The 8,060-nt window shown below is 62.2% G+C and carries 6 protein-coding genes; 2 read left to right on the top strand and 4 right to left on the bottom strand.

Features of this window, described 5'->3' with window-relative positions:
• Positions 1-26: 26 nt before the first annotated feature.
• Entirely contained in the window at positions 27-968 is a 942-nt protein-coding gene (gene tagQ / locus KI237_RS29680; protein WP_212798170.1) for a type VI secretion system-associated lipoprotein TagQ, read from the top strand.
• Between the two features lie 1,166 nt (positions 969-2,134).
• Here the strand turns inward: tagQ and KI237_RS29675 are convergent.
• Positions 2,135-2,518: a DUF6124 family protein gene (locus KI237_RS29675; RefSeq protein WP_212798169.1), complete on the bottom strand. Its 384-nt coding sequence runs from the start codon at positions 2,516-2,518 to the stop codon at positions 2,135-2,137.
• Positions 2,519-3,043: 525 nt separating this feature from the next.
• Here KI237_RS29675 and KI237_RS29670 point away from each other — a divergent pair.
• Positions 3,044-3,421: a helicase gene (locus tag KI237_RS29670; protein ID WP_212798168.1), complete on the top strand. Its 378-nt coding sequence runs from the start codon at positions 3,044-3,046 to the stop codon at positions 3,419-3,421.
• Between the two features lie 36 nt (positions 3,422-3,457).
• On the opposite strand, the gene KI237_RS29665 is transcribed toward KI237_RS29670, so the two are convergent.
• From KI237_RS29665 to KI237_RS29655, 3 genes are all read right to left on the bottom strand, one after another.
• Positions 3,458-4,855, bottom strand: coding sequence for an aminoacyl-tRNA deacylase and HDOD domain-containing protein (locus KI237_RS29665; RefSeq protein ID WP_212798167.1), 1,398 nt, complete (start codon positions 4,853-4,855; stop codon positions 3,458-3,460).
• A gap of 79 nt (positions 4,856-4,934) precedes the next feature.
• Positions 4,935-7,010, bottom strand: a complete 2,076-nt coding sequence (recG, locus tag KI237_RS29660) for an ATP-dependent DNA helicase RecG (RefSeq protein WP_212798166.1) — start codon at positions 7,008-7,010, stop codon at positions 4,935-4,937.
• A 9-nt stretch (positions 7,011-7,019) separates the two neighbouring features.
• The gene (locus tag KI237_RS29655; RefSeq protein ID WP_072343175.1) at positions 7,020-7,940 is read right to left on the bottom strand and encodes a hydrogen peroxide-inducible genes activator; all 921 of its coding nucleotides are present in this window, start codon (positions 7,938-7,940) and stop codon (positions 7,020-7,022) included.
• Between the last annotated feature and the right edge of the window lie 120 nt (positions 7,941-8,060).

The raw sequence follows: 8,060 nt of genomic DNA, 5'->3' as shown, positions 1-8,060 counted from the left end.
GTCAACACTTAAACGAGAACACAACTATGCTTTTCTCCCGTAAACCCTTTGCTTCGGTTTCCAAGCGTCACTTGCTGATGGTCGCTGTCGGCTTCAGCACCGTACTGACCGGCTGCGCCACGTCGCCGACCTCCAAGGTCGCCTCGAGCACCAAGGTCGAGTACTACCCTAACTGCTACGAGCCGGTGCAGCACTTGCGCTCCACCGAAGGCAACATGACCAAGTCCGTGGTCACCGGCGCTGCCGTCGGCGCGGTTGGTGGTGCACTGCTGGGCGCCCTGACCGCCGATAAGGAAGACCGTGGCCGCAACGCCGCCATCGGTGCCGCGGGCGGCGCCCTGGCCGGTGGTGCAGCCGGTTACTACACCGAGCGCCAGAAGCAGATCGCCGATGACAACCAGCGCATCGCGTCCTACGCCGCCGACGTCAACAAAAGCGTCTCCGACATCGACCGCAGCACCGCCTACGCCAAGACGTCGCAGCAGTGCTACCAGAACGCGTTCAGCAAACTGGTTGCCGACCGCAAGGCCAAGACTGTCAACGACACTGAAGGTCGCAAGCGCCTGGCAGAAATCGTCGCCGGCCTGAAAGAGTCGAACGACCTGATTGTCGCGGTCAACGGCAAAGCGTCCGAAGACCTGAACAACTACACCCAGGCCTACGAGAAAGACCTGCAGCAAGTGGGTGTACAGCGTACTGACGTGGTGACCGTGGCCACTGCCGACACCACGCCGGTCGTGGCTCAGACCAGCACCAAGAAAAAGAACAAGGTCGTACAACCGGCGAAGAAGAAAGACCTGCCGGTCGTGCCGAAAGAAGCGGTGACCACCGAGAAAACCCTGCAGACCGCCAAGGCCAAGCAGGATGAAAGCAAGCAGGTTGCCAGCGCTGGTACCACTCAGGTCAACAGCATGTGCAAAAACCCGGACCTGGGCGACTGGGCACCGGTGCCTTGCCCGAATGTTTGATTGAGTGATGGTTGTTGATCACTTCTTCATGGAGTGATCGCTGCGTGAAACCTGTGGGAGCGAGCTTGCTCGCGATAGCGTCCGTTCAGTTGGCATTAATGTCGACTGACACTGCGCCATCGCGAGCAAGCTCGCTCCCACAGTTGTTTCTAGGGGCATATCCATTGCTGCGGTGACGGCGGCTGGCGGTTACGCCCTTACGGCGTGTCACTTTTGGCAAACGCCCGGAATGCCGGCCCAGCCAAAAGTAACCAAAAGGTCTTTGCCCCACCACTCGGCACCTCGCCTACGGCTCGGTGTGCCCTCACTCCGGCATTGCTCCGTGGGCCCGCCGCGAAGGGCCATCCATGGCCCAGCGCGGCTATCCCGGCATCCATGCCGGGATGCCCACTGCGCAATACCTGCGTTCGGCCAGCGTGGTTAACGGGGCCTCCAGATCAAAAACTCACGAGGCGGCCTTAGAGCCGACCTGGCTCTCTCGGTCGTACACCTCTCAGATCTGTTTGAGCAGGACCTGTGGGAGCAAAGCTTGCTCGCGAGGCGGCCTGATAGCCGGCCTGGCTCTCTCGGTCGTACACCTCTCAGATCTGTTTCAGCAGGACCTGTGGGAGCAAAGCTTGTTCGCGAGGCGGCCTGATAGCCGACCTGGCTCTCTCGGTCGTACACCTCTCAGATCTGTTTGAGCAGGATCTGTGGGAGCAAAGCTTGCTCGCGAGGCGGCCTGATAGCCGACCTGATTCTCCGGTTTTACCCCAATCCAACTGTGGGAGCGAGCCTGCTCGCGAAGGCGTCTGTTCAGCTTGCATCGATAGGGACTGATGCACCGCTATCGCGAGCAGGCTCGCTCCCACAATGGATTGGCGTTGAACTTGAGATTCGGTTCGACACAGAACCCTGTGGGATATCTGTGGGAGCAAAGCTTGCTCGCGAGGCGGCCTGATAGCCGGCCTGTCTCTCCCGGCTGTACCCCGATCCAATTGTGGGAGCGAGCCTGCTCGCGATGGCGTCGGCTCAGTTGGCATTGATAGGGACTGATACACCGCTTCGCGAGCAGGCTCGCTCCCACAATGGATTGGCGTTGAACTGGAGATTCGGTTCGACACAGAACCCTGTGGGAGCGAGCTTGCTCGCGATGGCGCCGGTTCAGCCTGCATCAATGCAAAGCTCTACATCTTGGCGCGGGGCGCCACCGCCTCCTTGGCCTCCAAATGATCCAACGCCCGCTCGACCAGCAACTGCACCCCATCGGCCATACGGCTGATCGCCAGGGCGACGCAGCGGCGTGAGTCGTCGACGTCGTCAGCCAGGTCGGCGGCGATGGTGCTGATGGACAGCAGGTCTTCGGAGGCGTTGGCCAGCAGGGTTTCGGTGTCGATGTGGGGGGCGACGATGAACAGCTTGGTGCTGTCGGGTTCGGGCGGTGAGGCGGGCTTGGGGTTGAGGTAGTAGTCGAGGGCGCGGTTGGTGGCGTCTTCGAGCTTTTTTTCTTCCTGCACTTCGACACGGGATTTGTGGCCGCTTTGCGGCGGATTCGGTGAATGCTTGATCATATTTATGTACCAGAGTTGGAGTCGCCGTCCTTTCGCTTGCATTCGAAGAGGTGGCAACTGTACGTAGGTGTGCAAGACCGGTCCGGTACCGCCGGCAGACCCGAAGGTCTCCCACGCACAATTGCCATAACGGACGCGAGCATAAAAAAATGCTCGGTCAATAGCCATAAGCAATTGCGTACCAGTCCGGACTTGCACGTCCGTGTCACCGTTTTTTGCGATGACGAACAGAGGTTAGCGGTGCCTCAGGGCCCTGCCTAGTTCATGAACAGCCCGGCGTTTTGAAGGAAATGTCCGAGGAACAGGAGCGCAAAAAGATCAAAAGATCGCAGCCTTCGGCTGCTCCTACGGAAATGGGTGTAGGAGCTGCCGAAGGCTGCGATCTTTTGATTTTTTGGTTTCGTGACTTGGCGGTCATCTTTCGCGAAAAATAGCTTATCTTCCGACAAAGCGATCCGATGATGGCGTTGCGCCGAAGAATCGCTAAACTGCCAGCCATTGATCTTTTCTCACGAGGCTGTGCCCATGAAATTTCGTTTTCTGCTGTGGATGCTGGGGTTGTTGATGGGCAAGGCCAGCCGGACCAATCCGGCGTTCCAGCAGCAGTTGGGCGACAAGGAGTTGGTGTTTCAACTGCAAACCCTGGACGGCAAGGTCGCGCGGCATTTCATAGTGAAAAACCAGCGTATCACCAGCCAGTCCGGCACCTACCCGGAGCCTGCGTTCGCCATTGCCTTCAAGGACGCGGCCTATGGTTTTGCCACGATGCAGGCCAAGAACAAGCAACTGGCGTTCATGACGGGGATTCAGGACAAGTCGATCCAGATCAAGGGCAATCCGGCGCTGGTGATCTGGTTCCAGGGGTTGACCAAGTATTTGAAGCCCAAGAAGGCGAAAGCCTAGTGACTCACCCTCGCCACAAAAGCCAGCCTGCTTGTATCAATGACTGAACTGCGAAGCCAGTTCGCGCAGCAGCACTTCAGCCTCAAGCACTTTGCTGACTACATCGTTGACCTTGTCCCGAGACAGGCCTACGCGTTCGAGCAGTGCATCGGGAATTTCCTCGTCCGGACCGGAGCCGATACCCCGCGAGCGCAGCAGGCGCACGGCCAGGCACACCAGGTTCGGGTAGGCGGCGTATTCGCCGTCGTAGTGTGGGTCGTGCTGAAAGCGCAGGGCGGTGGCCAGTTCGTCGGGCATGTCCCAATAGCGCATCAGCCATGACCCGATCTGCTCGCGACTGATGCCCAGCAGGTGCTGTTCCACGTAGCTGTGGCACAGGTGCGGGTTGACCTCCAGGTGTCGGCAAATCAGCGAGAAGTGCGGCGGGAACACGTGGGCCAGCAGCAAATAGCCGAAGTTGTGCAGCAGGCCGGACAGGTAGGTCAGGCCGCCTTCCGGGCGCTGGGCGCGGGGCATGGCGCGGGTCAGGCCTTCGATGACGGCAGCCGTGTAGATCGATTGTTGCCAGTACGGCGTGGTGTGTTGCGGGTGGTCCTTGGGCAGGCTCAGGGTCTTGCCCAGCGCCAGGCCCAGGGCCAGGTTGATCACCAGGTCGAAGCCCAATACCCGCACGATCGCGTCTTCCACCGAGCGAATCTTGCCGGGTGATGCGTAGTAGGGCGATGCGGCCCAGCTCACCACTTGCGCGGCCAGGGCCGGGTCGGTTTCCACCACGCCGGTGATGTCGTCGATGGTGGCGTCCGGGTCGACCCGCAGCTTGATGATTTTTTGCGCGGTTTCAGCCAGCGGCGGGATCTCGATGGTTTCTTCCAGCCGTTGCTGGATACGCCGGGCGGTGAACGCCTGCACAGCCTGGGTGATTTCCGCGCGGTCGTCGTGCGGGCGGTCCAGGTTGGGGGTGATGTTGCTCACGGCTTCGCCGAACGTCGCGGCGCTGGCCTTGGTGAGCATGCTCTTGAACGCTTCGCTGGTGACTTCCAGCAACAGCCCCGGTTCGCCGGAATTGATCAACAGCTTGGGTTCACGCAGCAGGCTTTCTTCGTACAGGCACGGCGAGCTGGTCAGCGCCGGCAGGCCGGGCAGCAGGCTCAAGCTGTGTTTGCCGAGCATGCGCTCCAGGCGTTCGGTCGGCACTGCCGTGAGTTTGCGACCGGTGAGTTCGGCCAGGCGGTTGAGGTCCAGCAGCTGGCTTTGCGGAAACAGCACCATGAGCGCGCCAACGGCATCGTGCAGCAACACCGCCTGCACTTTGCGGGCAGGGTTCAGGCCGGGGCGTTCGAGCACTTCGTCAAAGCTGATGCCCAATTTCTCGAGCAACAGCCGAATTACAGACGGAGCGTGCGGGGATTCGGGGACGAGGGCAGCTTCTGTCATGGTCTGTATCCGTTTTCCTACAAGTTGGTCAGTATAACCAGCTTGTCCGGTACGCGCGTCCGGAAAACTGAGCGCGTGCTCACACTTGGCCGTATTGCTGCCCATGACGCAGCCAGCGATCCAGCAGCGGGCTGACGTGGTCGGGCCAGCGTTCCAGCAGCGCCTGGGCGGCGTCGCGTACGGCGGGGAGCAGGTCGGCGTCGCGCATCAGGTCGGCTACCTTGAATTGAAGCAGACCGGTCTGGCGCGTGCCGAGCATTTCACCGGGGCCGCGCAATTCGAGGTCTTTTTCGGCGATGACGAAACCGTCGTTGGTTTCGCGCATGATGCCCAGCCGCTGGCGCCCGATCTGCGACAGCGGCGGGTGGTACAGCAAGACGCAATGGCTGGCGGCACTGCCCCGGCCCACCCGGCCGCGCAGTTGGTGCAACTGCGCCAGGCCCAGGCGCTCGGGGTTCTCGATGATCATCAGGCTGGCATTGGGCACGTCGACGCCGACCTCGATCACCGTGGTGGCGACCAGCAGTTGCAGGGCGCCGGCCTTGAACTCAGCCATGACGGCGGCTTTTTCGGCGGGTTTCATGCGGCCGTGGATCAGCCCGACCTTCAACTCGCCGAGGGCGGCGGTGAGGTCTTCATAAGTCGTTTCGGCCGCTTGGCAGGTCAGTTCTTCCGACTCTTCGATCAACGTGCACACCCAATAGGCCTGCCGCCCTTCGGCGCAGGCGCTGCGCACGCGCTCGATCACTTCCACCCGCCGGGTGTCGGTGACCAGCACGGTATTGACCGGTGTGCGGCCGGGCGGCAGTTCGTCGAGGATCGAGGTGTCGAGGTCGGCGTAGGCGCTCATCGCCAGGGTCCGCGGGATCGGCGTGGCGGTCATGATCAGTTGATGAGGGCACATCCGCCCCCCCACGCCTTTCTGCCGCAGGGCCAGGCGCTGTTGCACGCCGAAGCGGTGCTGTTCGTCGATGATCACCAAGGCCAGGTTCTTGAACCGCACTTCGTCCTGGAACAGCGCATGAGTGCCCACCACCATCGGTGCGCCTTCGGCGATCTGTGCCAGGGCGGCGACGCGGTTCTTGCCCTTGAGCTTGCCAGCCAGCCACGCGACTTCGATGCCCAACGGTTCGAGCCAGCGTTGGAAGGTGATGAAATGTTGTTCGGCAAGGATCTCGGTGGGCGCCATCAGCGCCACCTGATAACCGGCCTCCAAGGCCTGTAGCGCCGCCAGGGCGGCGACCACGGTCTTGCCGGCGCCGACATCGCCCTGGATCAGCCGCAGCATCGGCTCGGGCTGGCTCAGGTCGTAGGCGATTTCGTTGCCGACCCGTTGCTGGGCGCCCGTGGGGGCGAAACCGAGGTTGGCCAGGTAGCGGGCCGGCAGGTCCCTGGCCTTGGGCATGGCCGGGGCGTGCAGGGAACGCAGGCTTTCGCGCAGGCGTTGCTGGGACAGTTGATGCGTCAGCAGTTCTTCGAACGCCAGGCGATGCTGGGCCCAGTGATGGCCGAGGGCGAGTTCATCCACGTCGGCATCGGCGGGCGGATGGTGCAAATAGCGGATCGCATCGGCCAACGGCGCCAGTTGATAGTCCCGGGCCAGTTCGGTGGGCAGCCAGTCGGGCAGGCTGCTGGGGCCGAGCAAGGTCAGGGTTTGCTGGCAGAGCTGGCGCAGGCGTTGTTGGGTCAGGCCTTCGGTGAGCGGATAGACCGGGGTCAGGGTTTCATCCACCGGCGGCGGTTCGTCACCGGTGATGCTGCGATATTCCGGATGATAGATCTCCAGCCCCGACGCTCCGGGCCGCGCTTCGCCGTAGCAGCGCACGCGGGTGCCGCGCTTGAGGCCTTCCTTTTGTGCATTGCTGAAATGGTAGAAGCGCAGGCTGAGCCCGCCGGTGCCGTCCTGCAGGCGCACCACCAGGCTGCGACGGCGGCCCATGACCACGTCGGCGCCGCTGACGGTGCCTTCGATCACCGCATCCTGTCCCGGGCGCAAATGGCCGATGGGCACCACGCGGGTGCGGTCCTGGTACCGCAGCGGCAAGTGAAACAGCACGTCCTGAAGGTTTTCCAGGCCGACCTTGGCCAGTTTCTCGGCCATGGCTTCACCGACACCCTTGAGTGCCGTGACCGGCACTTTCGACAGCTCAGTCATGGCCGTGGCTTACTTGCCAGCGGGCGGCTTGGCCACGGAGCACAGGCGGATCGAGTCGGCGAGGATCTCGATGGCCTTGGGCCGCGGGAAACTGGCGCGCCAGGCGATGGCGACGGTGCGGAACGGCACGGGCGGTGTCAGCGGGCGGACTTCGATCACGCCCGGGGAATAATGATGGCTGTCCACCGCTGACAGCGGCAGGATCGAAATGCCCAGGCCCGACGCGACCATGTGGCGGATGGTTTCCAGGGAGCTGGACTCCACCGTGGTGTGCTTGGCGCCTTCGCTGCCCTTGGTCAGGGTCGGGCAGGCTTCGAGCACTTGGTCGCGGAAGCAGTGGCCTTCGCCCAGCAACAGCAGGCTCTTGTCGTTGAGCAGGGCGGCGTCGATGGTTTTTTTCTGGGTCCAGGGGTGCTGGGCCGGCATCAGGACGTAGAACGGTTCGTCGTAGAGCGGCAGGGTCAGGACGTCGGCTTCGTTGAAGGGCAGGGCGATGATGATCGCGTCCAGCTCGCCGTTGCGCAGCTTGTCGCGCAGCACATGGGTGAAGTTTTCTTCGATGTACAACGGCATCTGCGGGGCGACCCGGTGCAGTTGTGGGATCAGGTGTGGGAACAGGTAGGGGCCGACGGTATAGATCGCGCCGACTTTCAGCGGGGCGGTCAGTTGGTTCTTGCCGGCCTGGGCCAGTTCGCGAATACCTTGGGCCTGCTCCAGGACCTTTTGCGCCTGGGCCACGATGCCTTCGCCCACTGGGGTCAGGCGCACGGCGCTTTTGCTGCGCTCGAAAATCAGCACACCGAGTTCGTCTTCAAGCTTTTTCACGCCCACCGACAGCGTCGGCTGGCTGACGTGGCAACGCTCGGCCGCATGGCCGAAATGCTGCTCTTGGGCGAGGGTCACGATGTAGCGTAATTCTGTGAGGGTCATGGCGAGCGTCCGTGAAGTTGCGAGCCAAGCATACCGGCTGCAATCGATAGACGCACGTTATCAGACTGGGGGTGCGGTGTGACACTGTCTAATGTCTGTTGGGTCGTTGCCGGGTATGAA

It is taken from the genome of Pseudomonas sp. St316 (assembly GCF_018325905.1).
GTDB lineage: Bacteria > Pseudomonadota > Gammaproteobacteria > Pseudomonadales > Pseudomonadaceae > Aquipseudomonas.
The sequence above is the reverse complement of the archived record's forward strand: the minus strand, read 5'-3'. Positions and strand labels throughout refer to the sequence as shown.